The 20,511-nt window shown below is 66.0% G+C and carries 18 protein-coding genes; 5 read left to right on the forward strand and 13 right to left on the reverse strand.

The window, feature by feature from the left end; genetic code table 11:
* The first annotated feature begins 4 nt into the window (after positions 1–4).
* The 5 genes from tal to pgl are packed head-to-tail and all read left to right on the forward strand — an operon-like array spanning position 5 to position 6,090.
* On the forward strand, positions 5–1,120 hold the full coding sequence (gene tal / locus AC1DBN_RS01805; protein WP_091720114.1) for a transaldolase: 1,116 nt from the start codon (positions 5–7) through the stop codon (positions 1,118–1,120).
* A gap of 6 nt (positions 1,121–1,126) precedes the next feature.
* Positions 1,127–2,758, forward strand: a complete 1,632-nt coding sequence (locus tag AC1DBN_RS01810; protein ID WP_477722487.1) for a glucose-6-phosphate isomerase — start codon at positions 1,127–1,129, stop codon at positions 2,756–2,758.
* A gap of 14 nt (positions 2,759–2,772) precedes the next feature.
* Positions 2,773–4,344, forward strand: coding sequence for a glucose-6-phosphate dehydrogenase (gene zwf / locus AC1DBN_RS01815; RefSeq protein WP_056078980.1), 1,572 nt, complete (start codon positions 2,773–2,775; stop codon positions 4,342–4,344).
* Positions 4,341–5,282 (forward strand): glucose-6-phosphate dehydrogenase assembly protein OpcA, encoded by a 942-nt coding sequence (locus tag AC1DBN_RS01820; protein WP_015937030.1) that lies wholly within the window; start codon positions 4,341–4,343, stop codon positions 5,280–5,282. The genes zwf and AC1DBN_RS01820 overlap by 4 nt, the downstream gene beginning before the upstream one ends.
* Positions 5,272–6,090 carry a 6-phosphogluconolactonase gene (gene pgl, locus AC1DBN_RS01825; protein ID WP_091720101.1) on the forward strand — a complete coding sequence of 273 codons (819 nt, stop codon included), beginning with the start codon at positions 5,272–5,274 and terminating at the stop codon, positions 6,088–6,090. Before AC1DBN_RS01820 ends, pgl begins: the two co-directional genes overlap by 11 nt.
* On the opposite strand, the gene AC1DBN_RS01830 is transcribed toward pgl, so the two are convergent.
* From AC1DBN_RS01830 to uvrA, 13 genes are all read right to left on the reverse strand, one after another.
* A complete protein-coding gene (locus AC1DBN_RS01830; protein WP_091720098.1) occupies positions 6,043–6,438 on the reverse strand; it encodes an RNA polymerase-binding protein RbpA in 396 nt (131 codons plus the stop codon). The genes pgl and AC1DBN_RS01830 overlap by 48 nt on opposite strands.
* A 137-nt stretch (positions 6,439–6,575) precedes the next feature.
* The gene (secG, locus tag AC1DBN_RS01835; protein ID WP_015937027.1) at positions 6,576–6,833 is read right to left on the reverse strand and encodes a preprotein translocase subunit SecG; all 258 of its coding nucleotides are present in this window, start codon (positions 6,831–6,833) and stop codon (positions 6,576–6,578) included.
* A 50-nt stretch (positions 6,834–6,883) separates the two neighbouring features.
* Positions 6,884–7,699 (reverse strand): triose-phosphate isomerase, encoded by an 816-nt coding sequence (gene tpiA, locus AC1DBN_RS01840; protein WP_091720095.1) that lies wholly within the window; start codon positions 7,697–7,699, stop codon positions 6,884–6,886.
* A 100-nt stretch (positions 7,700–7,799) separates the two neighbouring features.
* Positions 7,800–9,026 (reverse strand): phosphoglycerate kinase, encoded by a 1,227-nt coding sequence (locus tag AC1DBN_RS01845; RefSeq protein ID WP_091720093.1) that lies wholly within the window; start codon positions 9,024–9,026, stop codon positions 7,800–7,802.
* A 10-nt stretch (positions 9,027–9,036) separates the two neighbouring features.
* Positions 9,037–10,047: a type I glyceraldehyde-3-phosphate dehydrogenase gene (gene gap, locus AC1DBN_RS01850; protein WP_091720090.1), complete on the reverse strand. Its 1,011-nt coding sequence runs from the start codon at positions 10,045–10,047 to the stop codon at positions 9,037–9,039.
* Between the two features lie 258 nt (positions 10,048–10,305).
* Positions 10,306–10,932, reverse strand: a complete 627-nt coding sequence (locus AC1DBN_RS01855; RefSeq protein WP_015937023.1) for a superoxide dismutase — start codon at positions 10,930–10,932, stop codon at positions 10,306–10,308.
* A gap of 100 nt (positions 10,933–11,032) precedes the next feature.
* Positions 11,033–12,013, reverse strand: coding sequence for a DNA-binding protein WhiA (whiA, locus tag AC1DBN_RS01860; RefSeq protein WP_015937022.1), 981 nt, complete (start codon positions 12,011–12,013; stop codon positions 11,033–11,035).
* Positions 12,014–12,022: 9 nt separating this feature from the next.
* The gene (locus tag AC1DBN_RS01865) at positions 12,023–13,042 is read right to left on the reverse strand and encodes a gluconeogenesis factor YvcK family protein (protein WP_091720086.1); all 1,020 of its coding nucleotides are present in this window, start codon (positions 13,040–13,042) and stop codon (positions 12,023–12,025) included.
* The gene (gene rapZ, locus AC1DBN_RS01870) at positions 13,042–13,965 is read right to left on the reverse strand and encodes an RNase adapter RapZ (RefSeq protein ID WP_091720083.1); all 924 of its coding nucleotides are present in this window, start codon (positions 13,963–13,965) and stop codon (positions 13,042–13,044) included. The genes AC1DBN_RS01865 and rapZ overlap by 1 nt, the downstream gene beginning before the upstream one ends.
* Before the next feature lie 68 nt (positions 13,966–14,033).
* The gene (gene uvrC, locus AC1DBN_RS01875) at positions 14,034–16,034 is read right to left on the reverse strand and encodes an excinuclease ABC subunit UvrC (protein WP_091720080.1); all 2,001 of its coding nucleotides are present in this window, start codon (positions 16,032–16,034) and stop codon (positions 14,034–14,036) included.
* Between the two features lie 100 nt (positions 16,035–16,134).
* On the reverse strand, positions 16,135–16,803 hold the full coding sequence (locus tag AC1DBN_RS01880; RefSeq protein ID WP_091720078.1) for a lysophospholipid acyltransferase family protein: 669 nt from the start codon (positions 16,801–16,803) through the stop codon (positions 16,135–16,137).
* Positions 16,790–17,506, reverse strand: a complete 717-nt coding sequence (locus AC1DBN_RS01885; RefSeq protein WP_477722488.1) for an HAD hydrolase-like protein — start codon at positions 17,504–17,506, stop codon at positions 16,790–16,792. Before AC1DBN_RS01885 ends, AC1DBN_RS01880 begins: the two co-directional genes overlap by 14 nt.
* 81 nt (positions 17,507–17,587) lie before the next feature.
* Positions 17,588–20,509 (reverse strand): excinuclease ABC subunit UvrA, encoded by a 2,922-nt coding sequence (gene uvrA, locus AC1DBN_RS01890; RefSeq protein ID WP_091720073.1) that lies wholly within the window; start codon positions 20,507–20,509, stop codon positions 17,588–17,590.
* Positions 20,510–20,511: the final 2 nt, after the last annotated feature.

Here is a 20,511-nt window from a genome sequence, read left to right on the forward strand (position 1 = left end):
CACCATGACTACTCCCACCCAGCAGCTCTCCGAAGCCGGAGTTTCCATCTGGCTCGATGACCTGTCCCGCGGACGCCTCGACACCGGCACCCTCCGCAAGCTCATCGAAGAAAAGAACGTGGTTGGCGTAACCACCAACCCGTCCATCTTCCACGCCGCGATCACCGCCGGCACGGACTACGACGCCACCATCGCTGCCAAGGCAGCAGCCGGCGCCAGCGTGGAGGAGACGATCTTCGAGATCACCACCACCGACGTCGCCGACGCCTGTGACCTGTTCGCCCCCGTGGCGGCAGCCACCAAGGGTGTTGACGGCCGCGTCTCCATCGAGGTGGACCCCCGCCTCGCCTGGGACACCAACGGCACCATCACCGAGGCCAAGCACCTTTACAAGAAGGTCAACAAGGACAACGTCCTGATCAAGATCCCGGCCACGATCGAGGGCCTGGAAGCCATCACCGCCACACTGGCAGAGGGCATCAGCGTCAACGTGACCCTCATCTTCTCCCTCGAGCGCTACCGCGCGGTCATCAACGCCTTCCAGGCAGGCCTGGAGCAGGCGAAGGAGAACGGGCACGACCTCTCGAAGATCCACTCCGTGGCATCCTTCTTCGTCTCCCGCGTGGACAGCGAAATCGACAAGCGCCTCGACAAGATCGGTACGGACGAAGCCAAGGCCCTCAAGGGCAAGGCCGGCCTGGCCAACGCCCGCCTCGCCTACCAGGTGTACGAGGAACTCTTCGCCACCGAACGCTGGGCGCTCCTCGCCGAAGCCGGCGCGCTCCCCCAGCGTCCGCTGTGGGCCTCCACCGGCGTGAAGGACCCGGCCTACCCGGACACCCTCTACGTGACCGAACTGGTTGCTCCCGGCGTCGTGAACACCATGCCGGAAAAGACCCTGGACGCCACCTTCGATCACGGCGTGGTCACGGGTGACACCGTTTCCGGCACCTACGCCGACGCCAACGCCACCCTGGATGCGCTCGAAAAGCTCGGCGTCTCCTACAACGAAGTCGTTGCCCTCCTGGAATCCGAGGGCCTCGATAAGTTCGTGGCCAGCTGGAAGGAACTGCTGGCCGATGTCGAAGGCGCCCTCGCCTCTGCACGGAAGGCCTCCTAACCACCCATGAGCACACTCAGCTACGAAGCCACCGGTGCCGCGCAGCAGGCACTCGAACAGCACCTTCCCGCCCTCGTCGAGGACAGGATTGCCAGCCGGATCTTTGCGAAGGACCATACCCTCTGGGGTCCCGACGCTGAGCCGGAGTCCGCAATCCGCCTCGGCTGGGTCGAGGCTGCAACGGTCTCCCAGCCGCTGGTGAAGGACATCCTGGAACTGCGCGACGCCCTCCGGGCCGAGGGAGTCACCCGTATTGCCCTGTGCGGCATGGGCGGATCCTCGCTGGCCCCCGAGGTCATCGCCGGCACCGCCGGCGTCGAGCTGACTGTGCTGGACAGCACAGACCCTGACCAGGTCCGTGCTGCCCTGGCGGACCGTCTGGCCGAGACCGCCATCGTGGTCTCCTCCAAGTCGGGTTCCACCGTTGAAACCGACTCCCAGCGGCGCGTCTTCGAGAAGGCGTTCAACGACGCCGGCATCGACGCCAACAGCCGGATCATCATCGTCACCGATCCCGGTTCGCCCCTGGACAAGGCCTCCCGTGAAGCCGGCTACCGCGCCGTATTCAACGCCGACCCCAACGTTGGCGGCCGCTTCTCTGCACTGACCGCGTTTGGCCTGGTGCCTTCCGGCCTGGCCGGCGTGGACATCCAGGCGTTCCTGGACGAGGCTGACGAAGCTGCAGAGGTCCTGAACGACGACGCCCCCGAGAACATCGGCCTGGCCCTCGGCACCGCACTGGGCGGTACCAGCCCGCTGCGCAACAAGATCGTCATCGCCGAAGACGGGTCCGGCATCGTGGGCTTCGCCGACTGGGCTGAGCAGCTCATCGCCGAATCCACCGGCAAGCTCGGCACCGGAGTGCTGCCCGTTGTGGCAGGTCCCGACTCCCCCGAGGTCAACTCCGGCGCGAAGGATGTCCTCGTGGTCCGCCTCGTGGCCGCGGATGCCGACGTCGAACTTGGTGAAAACGAAGTTGCCATCGCCGGCGGCCTCGCCGCCCAGATGATGGTCTGGGAGTTCGCCACCGCAGTGGCCGGCAGGCTCCTGGGCATCAATCCGTTCGACCAGCCTGACGTGGAAGCCGCCAAGGTTGCGGCCCGCGGCCTGCTGGACGCGCAGCCCGAACCCACTCCGGCAGCGTTCGTCGATGGTTCCATCGAAGTCCGCGGCGGGGAATGGCTCGGCGACGCATCAACGGCCGCAGAAGCTGTCAGCGCACTGCTGGACACCCTCCAGCCGGACAGCTACCTCAGCGTCCAGGCCTACTTCGACCGGCTGGCGTTCGCGCAGCTTGAAGGCGTCCGCGATGAGTTCGCGGCGGTGACGGGACGCCCCGTGACGTTTGGGTGGGGTCCCCGGTTCCTGCACTCGACGGGCCAGTTCCACAAGGGCGGCCCCGCCATCGGCGTGTTCCTCCAGGTGACGGCTGAGTCCACGGAGGACCTCGCCATCCCCGAGCGTCCCTTCACCTTCGGCAAACTGATTTCCGCCCAGGCCGCCGGTGATGCCCAGGTCCTCGAGGAGCACGGCCGCCCCGTGCTCCGGCTGCACCTGACCAACCGAGCCGCCGGCGTGGCACAGCTGCAGGACATCGTTTCTGCACTGTCTGCCCGGGCATCCGCTACCGAAAGCTAAGGCGCACAAGCAACATGCCAGAAACTGAATACGGCAGGACTTCCGGAACACGTTCCGGAAAGTCCGGCCGGAATCCCCTGCGGGATCCGCGTGACCGCCGGTTGAACCGGATTGCCGGTCCGTCGTCGCTGGTGCTCTTCGGGGTTACCGGCGACCTCGCCCGGAAGAAACTGATGCCGGCTGTGTACGACCTCGCCAACCGGGGGCTGCTGCCGCCGAGTTTCGCGCTGGTCGGGTTCGCCCGCCGTGAGTGGGACAAGGAAGACTTTGCCGCTGAGGTGAAGGCCTCCGTCCAGGCCCACGCACGGACCCCGTTCGATGAGGCGGTCTGGAACCAGCTCTCCGAGGGCATCCGGTTCGTCCAGGGTGAATTCGACGATGACGCTGCGTTTGAGCGGCTCGGCGAGACCATCAAGGAACTCGATGATGTCCGCGGCACCCGCGGGAACCACGCGTTCTATCTGTCGATCCCGCCGAAGGCCTTTGAACAGGTCTGCCGGCAGCTCTCCAAGCATGGCCTGGCACAGGCCGACGGCGACAAGTGGCGGCGCGTGGTCATCGAAAAGCCGTTCGGCCACGACCTCCAGTCCGCGCGGCAGCTGAACGACATTGTCGAATCGGTTTTCCCGCCGGATGCGGTGTTCCGGATCGACCATTACCTGGGTAAGGAAACGGTCCAGAACATCCTGGCGCTGCGTTTCGCCAACCAGCTGTTCGAGCCGCTGTGGAACGCGAACTATGTGGACCACGTCCAGATCACCATGGCGGAGGACATTGGTACCGGTGGCCGTGCCGGGTACTACGACGGCGTGGGTGCAGCCCGCGACGTCATCCAGAACCACCTGCTCCAACTGCTGGCGCTGACGGCGATGGAGGAGCCCATTTCCTTCAACGCCGATGACCTGCGCGCGGAGAAGGAAAAGGTCCTGGCAGCGGTCAAGCTCCCGGAGGACCTGTCCACGCATTCTGCGCGGGGGCAGTTCTCCGGCGGCTGGCAAGGCGGCGAGCAGGTCCAGGGCTACCTGGAGGAAGAGGGGATCCCCGCGGACTCCACCACGGAGACCTACGCCGCCGTGCGGGTGGACATCCACACGCGCCGCTGGTCAGGAGTCCCGTTCTACCTGCGTGCCGGCAAACGCCTGGGCAGGCGGGTCACGGAGATTGCCGTGGTCTTCAAGCGCGCTCCCAACCTGCTGTTCCGTGACCACGGTGAGGACGACTTCGGGCAGAACGCGGTGGTCATCCGCGTCCAGCCTGATGAGGGCGTCACCATCCGGTTCGGTTCGAAGGTCCCGGGCACCCAGATGGAAGTCCGGGATGTGACGATGGACTTCGGCTACGGCCACTCGTTTACCGAGTCCTCGCCCGAGGCGTACGAGCGCCTGATCCTGGACGTGCTCCTAGGTGAACCGCCGCTGTTCCCCCGGCATGAGGAAGTGGAACTGTCCTGGAAGATCCTTGACCCGTTCGAGGAATACTGGGCGCAGCTGGACGAACAGCCCGAACCTTACGCCCCGGGATCCTGGGGCCCTGCCTCGGCTGATGAGCTGCTGGCCCGTGACGGACGAACCTGGAGAAGGCCATGATTGTCGATTTGCCGGACACCACCACCTCGAAGGTGTCCAAGAAACTCATGGCCCTGCGGGAACAGGGCGGCGTGATCGCCCTGGGCCGGGTCCTGACCCTCGTGGTAGTGACGAAGTCCGGCCTCGAAGAGGAAGCTATTGAGGCTGCAAACGACGCCAGCCGGGAACACCCCTGCCGGATCATTGTCCTCGCCGACGCCGGAAAGGACGCTGGTGACCGGTTGGACGCCCAGATCCGGGTTGGCGGCGACGCCGGCGCCTCGGAGGTGATCGTGCTGCGCGGCTACGGCCAGCTCGCCCACGAAAGCGAGTCGCTCGTCGCGGCGCTGCTGCTCCCGGACGCGCCGATTGTGGCCTGGTGGCCGCACGGTGCTCCGGAGAATGCCTGCGAAACCTCCATCGGCGCCATCGCGCACCGCCGGATCACGGACTCCGCGAACGAACCCGATCCCCAGGCGGCCCTCGAACGGATCCATGGCACCTACAAAGCCGGTGACACCGACCTCGCCTGGACGAGGCTGACCAACTGGCGCATCCAGCTCGCTGCGGCCCTCGACGAAGCGGATTCCTCCCCCGTCACGGCTGTGGCTGTGGAAGGTGCCTCGGACTCGCCCAGCACCATCCTGCTGGCTGCCTGGCTGACCCTCACCCTGGACGCCCCCGTCACCATCGTGGCGGATCCGGCAGGAACCGGCATCCGCCGGGTCCGGCTCACCCGGCCCGGCGGTGACGTCCAGCTGTTCCGACCCGGGCTCTCGGTGGCGGAACTCACCCAGCCCGGTCAGCCTGCCCAGCGGATCTCCCTCCCGCGCCGCAGCCTCCGCGACTGCCTCGCCGAAGAACTGCGCCGGCTCGACCCGGATGAGGTGTTCGGCGAAGTGATTACTATTGGACTGCCACGTACAAACCTAAGGAGCGTCCGGCCCAGTGAGCGTTGACCCAAGAGTAAGCATTCATCCCGATTCGTCCGTGCTGATGGCTGCCATCGCGGCACGCCTGATCACCAAGCTCGTCGATGTCCAGGACAAACACGGTGAGGCCACCGTTGTCCTGACCGGCGGCACGGTGGGCATCGGCACGCTGAAGGCTGTTGCAGACTCTCCGGCGGCTCCGGCCGTCGACTGGTCAAAGGTGAATTTCTGGTGGGGCGACGAGCGGTTCGTGGGATCTGCCGACGGCGACCGGAACACCAGGCAGGCGCACGACGCCCTGCTGAAGCACATTCCCGTGGATCCGGAGCGCATCCACGAACCCGGTTCCTCGGACGACTTCGAAACGCCTGAAGAGGCGGCTGATGATTATGCGCGTCGGCTCCGTGAAGCGGCAGCCGCCGAACATGCCGCCGACATGTCCGACGACCGTCCGGAAGAGCCCGGGGTCCTTCCCCGGCTTGATGTCGTCCTGCTGGGTGTGGGTCCCGACGCGCACGTTGCGTCGCTCTTCCCCGAACAGGCCGGCATCCGCGAGAAGGAACGCACGGTGGTGGGGGTGCGCAATTCCCCAAAGCCGCCGCCGCAGAGGATTTCGCTGACGCTGCCGGCTATCAACACTGCCGCTGAGGTCTGGATGGTGGTGGCCGGCGAGGATAAGGCCGGTGCCGTTGGCCTGGCCCTCGCAGGGGCCACCCCGGTCCAGGTCCCCGCGGCGGGGCCGCGGGGAACGTCCCGGACCTTGTGGCTCATCGACGAGAATGCGGCCTCACGGGTCCCGCAGCAGCTCGTCCGGAAGGACGCCGCGGGCGCGTAACCGTTCCAGCGCTCCGGCCAGCACGTCTTCGGCGTCCTGGTCGGAGCGCCGCTCTTTAACGTACTCGAGGTGCGTTTTGTAGCCGTCGTCGAGGGCCTCCGTGCCGGCGGCCTCGGAACCGTCCCTGGATGCCAGCGCTCCGCAGCGCCGGCAGTCCCAGACGGCCGGGATCTGGACGTCAGGGAGCTGCAGGAAAACAGGCTCCGTGACGTGCCCCTTTGCACACCAGTACGAAACCCGGATCCTGGGCAGCGGGCTGCCGTGGTCGGCGCCGCCTTGGAGGCTTGAGCCCGTCCCCGCTGTCACCCCAGCCCGCGTACCGCGGAAACCTGACACTGGATGGACCATTGGAACTCCTGCCTCGGGATGACTGGTTCTGCCGGTTAAAACAAAACTGTGGCTGTCGGAAGCCGACAGCCACAGTTTAGTTCGCAGGCGCGCGGGGCGGGAGGGCCCAGCGGCATGCCAGTGTTTGAAGTTAGGGGTCAGGAGTCCCCGGCGCCGCTGAACCGCATGATCAGGCCCAGGGCGATGATGACGATTCCCCAGGTCACGCCGAGGATGATGGTGAACCTGTTGAGGTTGCGCTCAGCCACACCGGATGAGCTGAGTCCTGAGCTCATGCCGCCGCCGAACATATCCGACAGCCCGCCGCCACGTCCTTTGTGAAGGAGGATGAGCAGCGTCAGCAGGAGGCTGGTGATGCCCAGGAGGATCTGCAGGATGACATGAAGAACGTCCACGACGGCCTTTCAGGAAGTTAGTGGGGCGGGAGTGCGTGCGCCGGGACGGACTAGTCCGTCACCAGGTGACTCTCGAACCTGACAATATTAGCAAACTCAGCCGGGTCCAGGCTGGCGCCACCCACAAGCACGCCGTCAACGTCGCGCTCCTTCAGGATGGCTGCCGCGTTGTTGGCCTTGACCGAGCCGCCGTAGAGCAGCCGGGTCTTGGCAGCAACGTCCGCGCCGAACAGTTTCTCCAGCTCGGCCCGGATGGCGGCGCACATCTCCTGCGCGTCCTCCGGTCCGGCAACCTCGCCCGTTCCGATGGCCCATACGGGTTCGTAGGCAACCACGAGCTCTGCCGCCTGCTCGTCGGTCAGGCCTGCCACGCCGGCGCGAAGCTGGTCCAGGGTGTGGTTGACGTGCGTGCCGGCCTGGCGGATCTCCAAGCCCTCACCGACGCAGAGGACAGGGGTGACGCCGTGCTTGAAGGCGGCCTTGGTCTTGGCGTTCAGGACGTCGTCCGACTCGTTGTGGATGGTACGGCGTTCGCTGTGGCCCACCAGCACGTACTTGCAGCCCAGCTTGCTCAGGAACTGCCCGGAGATGTCACCGGTGTAAGCGCCGGAGTCGAACTGGGAGAGGTCCTGGCCGCCGTAGGCCACATCCAGGTCGTCGCCCTGGACCAGGGTCTGGACACCGCGGAGGTCCGTGAAGGGCGGGAATACTGCAACCTCGACGCGGCTGTAGTCGTGCTTGGCGTCCGAGAGTGTCCAGGCCAGCTTCTGCAGGAGGGTGATGCCCTGCACGTGGTCCATGTTCATCTTCCAGTTGCCGGCGATGAAGGGCTTACGGTCGAAGGCGCCGTTCGTAGACGTTGTCACGTGTTCTCCAAAATGGTCTTGTAAAGTGTGCGGCCGGCAGGCTGCCGCGGGCAACCTGCCGGCCGAAGGACAGGAGCGTTGCTGCTCCCGGCGGTTGGTTCTACCGGTCCAGAATGCTCAGGCCCGGGAGTTCCTTGCCCTCAAGGTACTCCAGGCTGGCGCCACCGCCGGTGGAAATGTGCCCGAACTGGTCGTCGGCGAAGCCGAGGGTGCGAACAGCGGCAGCGGAGTCGCCGCCGCCCACCACGGTGAACGCTTCCGTTTCGGTCAGGGCCTGGGCGATGGCACGGGTTCCGGCGGAGAAGGCTTCGAATTCGAAGACTCCCATGGGTCCGTTCCAGAACACCGTCCGTGCGCCCTTGATCCGGTCCGCGAAAGCAGCTGCCGAGTCGGGACCGATGTCCAGCCCGATGCCGTTGGCACCGAAGCTGCTGCCCTCGATGGCGTCCGCGGCAACCGTTTCGTGCGCGGCGTCGGCAGCGAACTTCTCCGCCACCACAACGTCCGTGGGAATCACGAACTCGGTGCCGGCATCCGAAGCGCGCTTCAGGTAGTCCTGGACAACGCCGATCTGGTCCTGTTCGAGCAGGCTGGCGGCCACCTTGTGCCCCGCCGCAGCGAGGAACGTGAACAGCATGCCGCCGCCCACCAGGATGGTGTCTGCCTTGCCGAGCAGGTTATCGATCACGGCGAGCTTGTCCGAGACCTTCGATCCGCCCAGGACCACCACGTAGGGACGCTGGGTGTCGGCCGTGAGCTTGCGCAGGACCTCCACCTCGGTGTGCACCAGGTCGCCCTGGTAGGACGGCAGCCGGGACGCGACGTCGTAGACGCTTGCGTGCTTGCGGTGGACAGCACCGAAGGCGTCATCCACGTACGCGCCGTTCCCGCCGGTCAGCGCCACGAGCTCGTCAGCGAAGGCGCCGCGCTCGGCGTCGTCCTTGCTGGTTTCGCGGGCGTCGAAGCGGACGTTCTCCAGGACCAGGGCTTCGCCGTCCTGCAGGGAAGCTGCTGCTTCCCTGGCAGAGTCACCGACGGTGTCGGCGGCGAGGGTGACCTTGAAGCCCGCCAGTTCCGCGAGGCGGTTCACGGCGGGGCGGAGGGAGTACTTATCCTCGGGGGCGCCCTTCGGGCGTCCGAGGTGGGCTGTTACCAGCACGCGGGCACCGGCGTCCGTGAGCTTTGCCAGCACTGGGAGGGAGGCCTTGATGCGGCCGTCGTCAGTGACTGTAGAGCCGTCGAGCGGCACATTCAGGTCGCTTCGGACCAGAATGTACCGCCCGCGGACACCTTCAGCGATCAGTTCGTTGAGGGTGTGGGATGTCATGCGTCTAACCCTAGCCCAGCTTGGACGCGACAAGCTCCGTGAGGTCGACGAGGCGGTTTGAGTAGCCCCATTCGTTGTCATACCAGGAAACAACCTTGACCTGGTTGCCGATGACCTTGGTCAGCCCGGAGTCGAAGATCGAGGATGCGGGGTCGCCAACGATGTCCGAGGAGACGATGGGCTCTTCCGTGTAGGTCAGGAAGCCCTGCAGTTCGTCGGACTCGGAAGCGCGCTTGAGGGCAGCGTTGACTTCCTCGACGGTGGTTTCGCGGCCGACCGTCACGGTGAGGTCAGTGGCGGAACCGGTGGGGACGGGGACGCGGATGGCGTAGCCGTCCAGCTTGCCCTTGAGCTCCGGGAGAACCAGGCCGATGGCCTTGGCAGCACCCGTGGAGGTGGGGACCATGTTGATGGCTGCGGCACGGGCACGGCGGAGGTCGCTGTGGGGGCCGTCCTGCAGGTTCTGGTCTGCGGTGTAGGCGTGCACGGTGGTCATCAGGCCGCGTTCGATGCCGAACTCGTCGTTGATGACCTTGGCCAGCGGGCCCAGGCAGTTGGTGGTGCAGGAAGCGTTCGAGATGATGTGGTGCGTCGCGTTGTCGTACAGGCCGTGGTTCACGCCCATAACGATCGTGATGTCTTCATCGGACGCCGGGGCGGAGATGAGGACCTTCTTGGCGCCGGCATCAATGTGCTTCTGCGCGGCGGCAGCCTTGGTGAAGAAGCCGGTGGACTCGATGACGATGTCCACGCCCAGCTCGCCCCACGGCAGGTTGGCGGGGTCACGCTCGGCCAGGACCTTGATGACGTTGCCGTTGACGACGATGTTGCCGTCCTTGACCTCGATGGTTTCCTTCAGGCGTCCGCCCACGGAGTCGTACTTGAACAGGTGGGCCAGCGCCTCGGGGCTGGTGAGGTCGTTGACGGCAACGATTTCGAGGTCCGCACCCTGGGCGAGTGCTGCGCGGAAGTAGTTGCGGCCAATACGGCCGAAGCCGTTGATACCAATACGGGTCGTCACTTTTCAGTCTCCTTGGTGCTTGAAGCAAGCACTACTAGTTGAGCGGGCGTTCAAGCCAACTAACAGATCCCGCACGCCATTGGGCAGAGATGATTTACAGACGGAGGGCGACCAGCCTCATTGCTGAAGGCTAACCGCCTTCCGTGACCTATCTTACGTTTAACTGGGTCCGCCCCCGCAAGTGCGGGGGCGGCCAGTCCACATGGCGGCCTTATTAAGTCCGAATGTGAAGTTTGTAACAAGCATGTGTGCTGCAGGTTACGGGAGGGTGATGAGCCCGGTTGCGTTGCTGCGGGCGGCGTCAAAGCGCTTGGCGACGTCGGCCCAGTTCACGATGTTCCAGAATGCCTTGACGTAGTCGGCCTTGACGTTCACGTAGTCCAGGTAGAAGGCGTGCTCCCACATGTCCAGCATGAGCAGCGGCGTGGTGCCCAGCGCCACGTTGCCCTGCTGGTCGTACAGCTGCTCGATGACCAGGTTTCCACCGATGGGCTCGTAGGCCAGGAAGCCCCAGCCCGAACCCTGCAGGCCGAGGGCGGCTGCGGAGAACTGGGCGCGGAAGGCGTCGAAGGAACCGAACGCGTCATCGATGGCTGCAGCCAGTTCACCCTCGGGCTTGTCGCCGCCGTCCGGGGAAAGGTTGTTCCAGAAGACCGAGTGGTTGACGTGTCCGCCGGTGTGGAAAGCGAGGTCCTTGGAGAGCCGGTTGATGTTGGCGAAATCGCCCTTCTCCCGTGCCTCTGCCAGCTGGGCCAGCGCGTTGTTGGCGCCTGCAACATAAGCTGCGTGGTGCTTGCTGTGGTGCAGCTCCATGATGCGCGCAGAGATGTGCGGCTCAAGGGCGGCGTAGTCGTACTTGAGTTCGGGCAATACGTACTCAGTCACAAAATCCTCCAATATCGTGGACTTTCGGTCCGGTTGGTGACTCTCGGATTATGCATCCGGACGTCTGGCGCCCGGAATTATTTTTGATTCTAGGGGCCCGCTACTCGTCGAGCATTTCGGGCGTCACATTGGCGTCGGTGCCGGGAATCCCCAGGTCAAGGGCCCGCTTGTCCGCCATCGCCAGGAGCCGGCGGATCCGGCCGGCGATGGCGTCCTTGGTCATCACAGGATCGGCAAGCCTGCCGAGTTCGTCCAGGCTGGCCTGTTTGTGGGCCACGCGCAGTTCGCCGGCGTACTTCAGGTGATCCGGGACGTCGTCGCCAAGGATTTCCAGGGCGCGGTCCACGCGGGCGCCGGCAGCGACGGCGGCCTGCGCCGAGCGGCGGAGGTTGGCATCATCGAAATTGGCGAGGCGGTTGGCGGTGGCGCGGACCTCCTTGCGCATCCGGCGCTCTTCCCAGACCATGAGTGCGTCGTGCGCGCCCATGCGGGTCAGGAGCGCGGCGATGGTGTCGCCGTCGCGGATTACCACCCGGTCCACGCCGCGCACCTCGCGCGCCTTGGCCTGGATGTCGAGGCGGCGGGCGGCACCGACCAGTGCCAGGGCGGATTCAGGCCCGGGGCAGGTCACTTCGAGCGACGACGAGCGGCCGGGTTCGGTCAACGAGCCGTGGGCCAGGAACGCACCCCGCCACACTGCTTCGGCATCCGCCGCGGAGCCGTTGACGACGGCGGACGGCAGCCCCCGGACGGGGCGTCCGCGGCCGTCCAGGAGGCCGGTCTGGCGGGCCAGCGCCTCGCCGTCGCGCACTACCCTGACCACGTACCTGCTGGCCCTGCGGAGCCCGCCGGCGGACACCACGATGATTTCGCTCTGGTGCCCGTAGACCTCTGCGATGGCTGCCCGGAGGCGCCGCGCCGTGGATGCAAGGTCCACCTCTGCCTCGATGACGATCCGGCCGGAAATGATGTGCAGGCCGCCCGCGAAACGGAGCATCGCGGAGACCTCAGCCTTGCGGACGGACGACTTCTTAATGTCCAGACGGGACAGTTCTTCTTTGACCGATGCTGTCAGTGCCATGGCACCTTCCTAACTGTTCCCAAAAATGTCCTGGTACGCCGTGGCCAGCCGCAGGGGGTCATGGACGGGACGGCGTCCCGACGCCCCTACTTTACCCAAGACCACCTCGGCGCCGATCATCGCGGCGGCCTTCTCGAACTCCTGGCGGTCGGGGACGGAGGCAGGATCGGCCAGGACAACGTCAACGTTGAATCCGGGGGCGTAGCGGCGCAGGACGTGCAGGTGGTCCGCGGCCGTCATGCCCGAGGTTTCCTTGGTGTCCGTGGCGAGGTTCATGGTCAGGCAGCGTTTGGCGGGAGTGTTGCACAACGCCTGGCGCATCTCCGGCAACAGCAGGTGGGGCAGCACCGAGGTGTACCAGGAGCCCGGGCCCAGGATGACCCAGTCAGCAAGCTCGATGGCGGTCAGCGCTTCCGTGCAGGCGGGTGCCGACTCCGGGAGCAAACGGACGTTTTCCAGCGATCCTGCCACGGCGCAGCGGGCCTGGCCGTGGACCGTCTGCAGCACCGATCCCCCGTCCGGCGCCGTCACGCGGACGTCGCCTTCGATGGTGAGCGGCACCGTGGACATGGGCAGGACCTGGCCGCGGGCACCCAGGAGCGCCCCGGCCCAGGTCAGGCCGGCGACGGCGTCGCCCAGCAACTCCCAGAGCGTCACGATCAGCAGGTTCCCCATGGCGTGTTCGTCGAGCGATCCGCCGGGGCCGCTGCTGGGGCGGAACCGGTGCTGCATGACGTCGCGCCAGGTCCGCCCCCAGTCCGTGTCGTCGCAGAGCGCGGAGAGCGCCATCCGGAGATCTCCCGGCGGGAGGACACCGTACTCTTCGCGCAGGCGCCCGGATGAGCCGCCGTCGTCCGCCACTGTGACGATCGCGGTGAGCTTGGAGGTGAGGAGGCGGAGGGCGGACAGCGAGGCTGAGAGCCCGTGGCCGCCGCCCAGCGCAACAATGGTGGGCTCGGTGTCCTGCGGGCCGGCGCCCGGTCCCGTGGCAGGGGGAACCAGCGGCAGCGCGCCGGTGAACAGCGCCATTACTCGCGGCCCAGATCCCGGTGGGTGGTGGTCACGGTGACCCGGGGATACTGCGCGAGCTTTTTGGAAAGCTCGACGGCGACTGCCACGGAGCGGTGTTTCCCGCCCGTGCAGCCCACGGCGATGGTGGCGTAGTGCTTGTTTTCGCGCCGGTAGCCATCGAGGACCGGCTCGAGGGCCAGAACGTAGCGGTCCACGAAGTTCTTGACCCCCTCGGCCTCCAGCACGTAGTCGCTCACGTCCTTGTCCAGGCCCGTGTGCGGACGCAGCTGCGGCACCCAGTGCGGATTGGGAATGAACCGGACGTCGGCCACGTAGTTGGAGTCCACGGGCAGGCCGTATTTGAAGCCGAAGCTCATGACGTTCAGCCGCAGCGCCACCGGGCCCGTTTCGCTGAAGAGTTCGGTGATGGCGGTGGCCAGGCCGTGCACGTTGTAGCCGGAGGTGTCCAGCACGACGTCGGAGCTGTCGCGCAGTTCCTGCAGGAGCTCGCGTTCGGCGGCGATACCGTCCAGGATGCGGCCCCCGCCCTGCAGCGGATGCGGCCGGCGTCCCTGCTCGAAGCGGCGGACCAGGACGTTGTCGCTGGCGTCCAGGAACAGCACCCGGAAGGTGACACCGCTGGCGGCCAGGGCGCCCAGGGTGGCACGGATGTCCGCGAACAGGCCTTTGCTGCGGACATCGACGACAACGGCCAGCCGCGGGATGGACTGTGGGGCGTGCGAGACAAGCTCGGCAAGGGTTCCCAGCATCTGGGGTGGCAGGTTTTCCACGACGTACCAGCCGTGGTCCTCGAGTGCATCGGCGGCGGTGCTGCGCCCCGCACCGGACATCCCGGTAACCACCAGCAGCTCCGCTTCGAGGGGTTTGACGGGCTCCATGCCGTCCTGCCCCGCCTCGGATTCCGCCGAAGTGCCTGCCATTGAGTCCGCCCCATTTCCGTTGTTGGTCCGCGGGGCAGCGCCGGCGCAAACCCCGCCACTTACCCTAGCTAAGTTTCAATGATTTCGCCGGTGGTCATGTTGATGGCCGGCACTGTGACCGCTGCGGGACCATCGCCGGAGAAGTGGCTGACGATGGCTGCGGCCAGCGCCGGACCGATCCCCTTCGCCTGGGCGAGCTCCTCGGGTGTCGCCGCTTTGACGCCCTTGACCGACCCGAAATGGGTCAGCAGCGCCTTGCGCTTGGAGGCGCCCAGCCCCGGAACGCCGTCCAGCGCCGAAACGGTCATGGCTTTGCCGCGCTTCTGGCGGTGGAACGAAATGGCGAACCGGTGCGCCTCGTCGCGGATGCGCTGCAGCAGGTACAGGCCCTGCGAGGTGCGGGGAAGGATCACCGGGAAGTCGCTGTCCGGCAGCCAGACTTCCTCCAGGCGCTTGGCCAGGCCCACCACGTAAACGTCGTCGATGCCCAGGTCCGCCAGGGCCCGTGCGGCCGCATTGACCTGCGGCTGCCCGCCGTCCACCACCACCAGGTTCGGCGGGTAGGCAAACTTGGCTTTCGGCGCCGGAGTGGTGGTGTCCAGCACCGCGTCTTCTGCGGCAGCCTCCCCGTCCGGGGATTCCAGGACCGCCTCATCGACCTGGGCGGACTTGTCCTGGAGGTAGTGGCGGAAGCGCCTGGTGAGGACGTCGTGCATGGCCGCGGTGTCATCGGAGGCGGCCGGTCCGGTGATGGAGAATTTCCGGTAGTCGGATTTCTTGGGCAGCCCGTCCTCCACCACCACCATGGACGCCACCACGTTGGTTCCCTGGACGTGGGAGACGTCGAAGCATTCGATGCGCAGCAGCGGCACGGGGAGGTCCAGCGCTTCCTGGAGTTCCTGGAGAGCCTGCGACCTCACGGTGAGGTCCCCTGCGCGGCGGGTCTTGTGCAGCTTCAGGGCATGCTCTGCGTTCTCCCGGACCGTGGACATCAGGGCGGCCTTGTCGCCCCGCTGCGGGACGCGGACGTCCACCCTTGCTCCGCGGATGCCGCTGAGCCATTCCGTCAGCTCCTCCGCGTTGCTGGGTGCCACGGGAACCAGCACCTCCCGCGGCAGCCGGCCGTGGGTCTCGCCGTCCTCGCCGTAGACCTGCTGGAGCAGGTGTTCCACGAGGTCCGGCGTGGTGAAGTCCTCCACCTTTTCCACCACCCAGCCGCGCTGGCCGCGGATCCTGCCGCCGCGGACGTGGAACACCTGCACAGCGGCCTCGAGTTCATCCTCGTGGAGCGCGAACACATCAGCGTCCGTGTCCTCAGCCAGCACCACTGCGTTGCGCTCAAAGACCTTCCGCAGGGCCGTGATGTCGTCGCGGAGCCGGGCGGCCTGTTCGTAGTCCAGCCTGCCCACGGCGGCCGCCATCTGCTTTTCGAGCTTGTTGGTGAACCGCTTCGCTTCGCCGCCCATGAAGGCGCAGAAGTCTTCAGCAAGGGCTCTGTGGTCTTCCGGGGAAATCCTGCCCACGCAGGGCGCCGAGCACTTGTCGATGTAGCCCAGCAGGCACGGGCGCCCGCTGGACTCGGCACGTTTAAACACCCCGGCGCTGCAACTGCGGACCGGGAAGACGCGGAGCAGGGTGTCCATGGTTTCGCGGATGGCGCCGGCCGTGTACGGCCCGAAGTAGCGGGTCCCTTTCCGCTTGTCACCGCGCAGCACCTGCACCCGGGGGTATTTCTCGCCGAGGGTGACGGCCAGGTAGGGGTAGGTCTTGTCGTCGCGGAACACCACGTTGAAGCGCGGCTTGAATTCCTTGATCCAGGTGTACTCCAGCTGCAGGGACTCGAGCTCGCTGCCCACCACGGTCCACTCCACGCTGCTGGCCGCGTGGACCATGGCAAAGGTCTTGGGCAGCAGTCCGGCGGGGTTGGCGAAGTAGGAGTTCAGGCGGGAGCGGAGGCTCTTGGCCTTTCCCACGTAGATGACCCGTCCGTGCGGATCCCGGAACCGGTAGACGCCCGGGTTGGTGGGGATTTCACCTGTCCGGGGCCTGTAACTTGCTGGATTTGCCACCTATACAGTCTACTGAGCCGCGCCGCCCGGCTTTGCCGCCGCCGAATTTTCAGCGTGCACTTATTCCCGGCGGGCCCGCCGCGGGTGCAAGTGCGTCGCCCTACTCCGCGATTTTGCTTTGGTTGTAGCTGGTGGAGCGCTGCTGCCCGCTGAGGTCGGCGATGGCGTCCATGATGCGGTCCGTCACTTCGCGCCGTGCAGGCAGCGAGTGGTCAGGCCCGGTCTTGTCGAAGTACAGCGGCTCCCCCACCTTCACGGTGAAGTGCTGCGGCTTCACGCCCTTTTCGCCGGCCCGCTGCAGGTTCTCCGTGCCGATCAGGCCCACGGGAACTACGGGTGCCCCGGTGGTCAGTGCCAGCCAGCCAACGCCCGTGCGGCCCCGGTAGAGGAGTCCGTCCCGGGAACGGGTGCCCTCCGGGTAGATGCCAATTCCCTTGCCTGATTCAAGGATGTCCAGCAGGGTCTTGAGCGCCTGGACGCTGGCGGCCTGCTCACCTCGTTCCACCGGGATGGAACCTACGGATTCAAAGAAAGCCTTCATCACTTTCCCTTTGACGCCGCCGGTGGTGAAGTACTCTGCCTTGGCGAAGAACGCCACCGGGCGGGGCATGAGGGCCTGGACAATGACGCTGTCAAAGAAAGACAGGTGGTTGGGGGCAACGATGAAGGGCCCGTCCTTGGGGACGTTTTCGAGGCCGACGACGGTGGGCCGGCAGGTGCCCGAGATCAGGTTGCGGGTGGTCCAGCGGACTACATCAAACATTTCCATCGTTGGTCACCTCGCTCATGGCGGAGGCGTGGATGGACTGGAGCCGTTCCACGGCGTTGACGAGTTCGGCGGCATTCGACACGACGGTGAAGGCACCGGCGCCCTCAAGCTCGCCCTCCGGAGCGAATCCCCACGCCACACCGATGCAGTCCAGGCCGTGGGCAATGGCGCCCGAAACGTCCTGCGCACGGTCCCCGACCATGACGGCGTGGTGGGTGTCGAGGTCCTTCAGGGCGGCGGCGATGATCTCCGTTTTTCCGAGCGGGACGCCGTCGACTGCGGATTCATTGTCCGCGGAGCCGTGGATGCCGCGGAAGAGTCCGTCAATGCCATGGTGGGCCAGGACGGTCCGGGCGATGGCCTGCGGTTTCTGCGTGGCCACGGCTACGGGCAGGCCGGCTGCAACGAACGTTTCCAGGACTTCCCGGATACCCGGGTAAAGCCGCCCCTGAGCGATTCCGGTCTCCGCGTAGTAGGCGCGGTACCGGCGGATCACCTCGTCGAGGCGGTCCGCCGGAACCTTCGCCACGTTCAGCAGGGCGTCGCTGAGCTTGGGGCCAATCATGGAGTCGAGCAGGTCCTGCCTGGGCACGGGAAGTCCCAGCTCTGTCAGGGCCGAGGAAATTCCGTCAGTTATCCCACCGGCAGGATCGACAAGAGTGCCGTCCAGGTCAAAAATCACGGGCACTGTTGTTGAAGTCACCGGGTTAGTTTCTCATGCCTTTACGGGTGCCCGAAACTCGCATTCCATCAGCGGAATACTTCCGGTGGAACCGCGCAGAGCTCAGCCGAGGATTTCGGCCAGGAACGCGGCGGTGTGGCTGGTGGTGGATGTGGCCACCTGCTCGGGGGTACCCGTGGCCACGATCTTCCCACCGCCGGAGCCGCCGTCGGGCCCCAGGTCAACGATCCAGTCCGCACTCTTGATGACGTCAAGGTTGTGCTCGATGGTGATCACCGTGTTGCCCTTGTCCACCAGCCCCTGCAGGACCAGCAGCAGCTTCCGGATGTCCTCGAAGTGCAGGCCCGTGGTGGGCTCGTCCAGGACATAGACGCTGCGGCCGTTGGACCGCTTCTGCAGCTCGGCTGCCAGCTTCACGCGCTGCGCCTCACCGCCGGAAAGGGTGGTGGCAGGCTGTCCGAGGCGGACGTAGCCCAGTCCGACGTCCACCAGCGTGTTCAGGTGCCGTGCGATGGGCGAAAATGCCGCGAAGAACTCGGCACCTTCCTCGATGGGCATGTTGAGGACGTCGGCGATGGTCTTGCCCTTGTAGTGGACTTCAAGGGTTTCCCGGTTGTACCGGGCGCCGTGGCACACCTCGCAGGGCACGTAGACGTCCGGCAGGAAGTTCATCTCGATCTTCAGGGTGCCGTCGCCCGAGCATGCTTCGCAGCGGCCGCCCTTGACGTTGAAGGAGAACCGGCCTGGCAGGTAGCCGCGGACCTTCGCTTCGGTGGTCTCGGCGAAGAGCTTGCGGATGTTATCGAACACACCGGTGTAGGTGGCGGGGTTTGAACGCGGTGTCCGGCCGATGGGGCTCTGGTCAACGTGGACCACCTTGTCGAGGTGCTCGAGGCCCTGGACCGTCTTGTGCCGCCCGGCCACCTGCTTGGCCCCGTTGAGCTTGTTGGCGAGCACCTTGTAGAGGATTTCGTTGACCAGCGTGGACTTACCGGAGCCACTGACACCTGTGACGGCCGTCAGCAGGCCCAGCGGGAAGGTTGCGTCCACGTTGGTGAGGTTGTTCTCCCGCGCGCCGACCACCTTCAGTTCGCGCTTCTTGTCGTACTTGCGGCGCTTCTTGGGGATCTCGATGCTCTTCCGCCCGGACAGGTAGTCGCCGGTCAGGGAGTTGGTGTTGTCGAGGAGCTCCTTATAGGAACCGGAGTGGACCACCTGGCCGCCGTGCTCACCGGCGCCCGGTCCAATGTCGACGATCCAGTCGGCCACATGGATGGTGTCCTCGTCATGCTCCACCACGATCAGGGTGTTGCCCATGTCGCGGAGCCTGGTGAGGGTGTCGATCAGGCGGCGGTTGTCGCGCTGGTGAAGGCCAATGGAGGGTTCGTCCAGGACGTAAAGGACACCCACCAGGCCGGAGCCAATCTGGGTGGCCAGGCGGATACGCTGCGCCTCGCCGCCGGACAGGGTGGCGGAGGGACGCTCCAGGTTCAGGTACTCCAGGCCAACATCCAGGAGGAAGGTCAGCCTGGCCTGGATCTCCTTGAGCACCTGGTGGGCAATCTGCGCCTCACGGCCGGTGAGGACAAGGTTGTCCAGGAACGCCGCGCATTCACGCATGGGCAGCGCTGCCACTTCGGCAATGGACTTGCCGTTGATCAGCACCGACAGTGAGGCGGGGTTCAGCCGTGCTCCGTTGCAGGCAGGGCAGGGAATCTGGCGCATGTACTCTTCGTAGCGGTCGCGCGCCCAGTCAGAGTCGGTTTCGCCGTGCTTGCGGTGGACATACTGGATGGCACCTTCGAAGCCGGTGCTGTACTTGCGTTCGCGGCCGAACCGGTTGCGGTACTGCACCACCACCTTGTGGTCCTTGCCGTGCAAGACAGTCTGGCGGACATCCTTGCCCAGCTTTTCCCAGGGGGTGTCCATGGAGAACCCGAGCTCCTTGGCCAGGCCCTCCAGGAGCCGGTTCCAGTACTCGGTGGTGGCGGTGCCAAGGGACCAGGGCGCGATGGCGCCTTCCGACAGCGAAAGCTCGGGGTTGGGGACGATCAGCTCGTCATCCACCTCCAGCTTGGTGCCGATGCCGCTGCAGGCAGCGCAGGCCCCGAACGGGTTGTTGAAGGAGAAGGACCGCGGTTCGATTTCGTCGATGGCCAGCGGGTGCTCGTTGGGGCAGGCGAGGTTTTCGGAGAAGGCCCGCGTGCGCCCGGCGTCGTCCGCGTCGAGGTCGACGAACTCGGCCAGGACCCGGCCTTCGGCGAGGCCGAGGGCGGTTTCGATGGAGTCGGTCAGGCGCTGGCTGATGCCTTCCTTGACCACCAGGCGGTCCACCACCACTTCGATGGTGTGCTTGTACTGCTTGCCGAGCTTGGGCGGGTCGCTGAGCTGGATGAGGTCGCCGTCCACCCGCGCCCTGGAGTACCCCTTGGCCGAGAGCTCCTTGAAGAGGTCGACGAATTCGCCCTTGCGTCCCCGGACTACGGGTGCGAGGACCTGGAACCGGGTTCCGTCCTCAAGCTCCAGCAGCTGGTCCACGATCTGCTGCGGGGTCTGCTTGGCCACGGGTTCGCCACAGACGGGGCAGTGCGGCCGGCCGACGCGTGCCCACAGGAGGCGCATGTAGTCGTAGATCTCGGTGATGGTTCCCACCGTTGACCGGGGGTTCTTGCTGGTGGACTTCTGGTCGATGGAGACCGCCGGCGACAGTCCTTCGATGAAGTCGACGTCGGGCTTGTCCACCTGGCCCAGGAACTGGCGCGCGTAGGCGGAGAGGGACTCGACGTAGCGGCGCTGGCCTTCGGCGAAGATGGTGTCGAAGGCGAGGGAGGATTTGCCGGAACCGGACAGGCCGGTGAAGACGATCATGGCGTCGCGGGGCAGGTCGAGGTCCACATTGCGCAGGTTGTGCTCACGCGCGCCCTTGACCACAAGTCGGGAGAGATCGTGGCGTTGCGGGCTGTCGGCAGAGGTGGCGGTGAAGGAAGCGGGGACGGCTGTTTCTTCGGCTACGGCTTTAGGCACCC

It is taken from the genome of Pseudarthrobacter sp. 10T415 (genome assembly GCF_056394175.1).

What these genes read in the sequence shown, in the direction of transcription:
- tal (WP_091720114.1), top strand. Translation starts at nt 5, where the DNA reads ATGACTACTCCCACCCAGCAGCTCTCCGAAGCCGGAGTTTCCATCTGG.
- AC1DBN_RS01810 (WP_477722487.1), top strand. Translation starts at nt 1,127, where the DNA reads ATGAGCACACTCAGCTACGAAGCCACCGGTGCCGCGCAGCAGGCACTC.
- zwf (WP_056078980.1), top strand. Translation starts at nt 2,773, where the DNA reads ATGCCAGAAACTGAATACGGCAGGACTTCCGGAACACGTTCCGGAAAG.
- AC1DBN_RS01820 (WP_015937030.1), top strand. Translation starts at nt 4,341, where the DNA reads ATGATTGTCGATTTGCCGGACACCACCACCTCGAAGGTGTCCAAGAAA.
- AC1DBN_RS01830 (WP_091720098.1), bottom strand. Translation starts at nt 6,438, where the DNA reads ATGGTCCATCCAGTGTCAGGTTTCCGCGGTACGCGGGCTGGGGTGACA.
- AC1DBN_RS01845 (WP_091720093.1), bottom strand. Translation starts at nt 9,026, where the DNA reads ATGACATCCCACACCCTCAACGAACTGATCGCTGAAGGTGTCCGCGGG.
- whiA (WP_015937022.1), bottom strand. Translation starts at nt 12,013, where the DNA reads ATGGCACTGACAGCATCGGTCAAAGAAGAACTGTCCCGTCTGGACATT.
- AC1DBN_RS01865 (WP_091720086.1), bottom strand. Translation starts at nt 13,042, where the DNA reads ATGGCGCTGTTCACCGGCGCGCTGCCGCTGGTTCCCCCTGCCACGGGA.
- rapZ (WP_091720083.1), bottom strand. Translation starts at nt 13,965, where the DNA reads ATGGCAGGCACTTCGGCGGAATCCGAGGCGGGGCAGGACGGCATGGAG.
- AC1DBN_RS01880 (WP_091720078.1), bottom strand. Translation starts at nt 16,803, where the DNA reads ATGGAAATGTTTGATGTAGTCCGCTGGACCACCCGCAACCTGATCTCG.